The 262-nt window shown below is 56.9% G+C and carries 1 protein-coding gene; it reads right to left on the minus strand.

The annotated features are described in order from the left end of the window. Positions 1-228, minus strand: a 228-nt coding sequence (locus tag SB659_RS19830; protein ID WP_410551655.1) for a hypothetical protein, incomplete at its 3' end; no start/stop codon positions are given. Between the last annotated feature and the right edge of the window lie 34 nt (positions 229-262).

The following is a 262-nucleotide window of genomic DNA, read 5'->3' on the forward strand; positions in this document are numbered from 1 at the left end:
GGCGGCTGCAACCTGCACCCCGTCATGTGCCTGACCGCGTAGTGCGGGCCGCTTGACCTTGTGCGGCTCGACAACCAGACCGTCCGGCCGTCTAAGCTGGTCTTCGGTGCAGTGGAAGATACGGCCAAATTTCCGTAATGTTTTGTCGCTCAGGTGTTCCGCTTTTATCATTTTCTGTAATAGCGTCTCACTCGTGCCGAACTGCTCGGCAAGCTGTTTATCAGTCATACGCCTGTATATGCGCCACGCCGTGACGGGCGAT

Origin of the sequence: Arthrobacter sp. SIMBA_036, from assembly GCF_046535135.1 — a bacterium.
GTDB lineage: Bacteria > Actinomycetota > Actinomycetes > Actinomycetales > Micrococcaceae > Arthrobacter.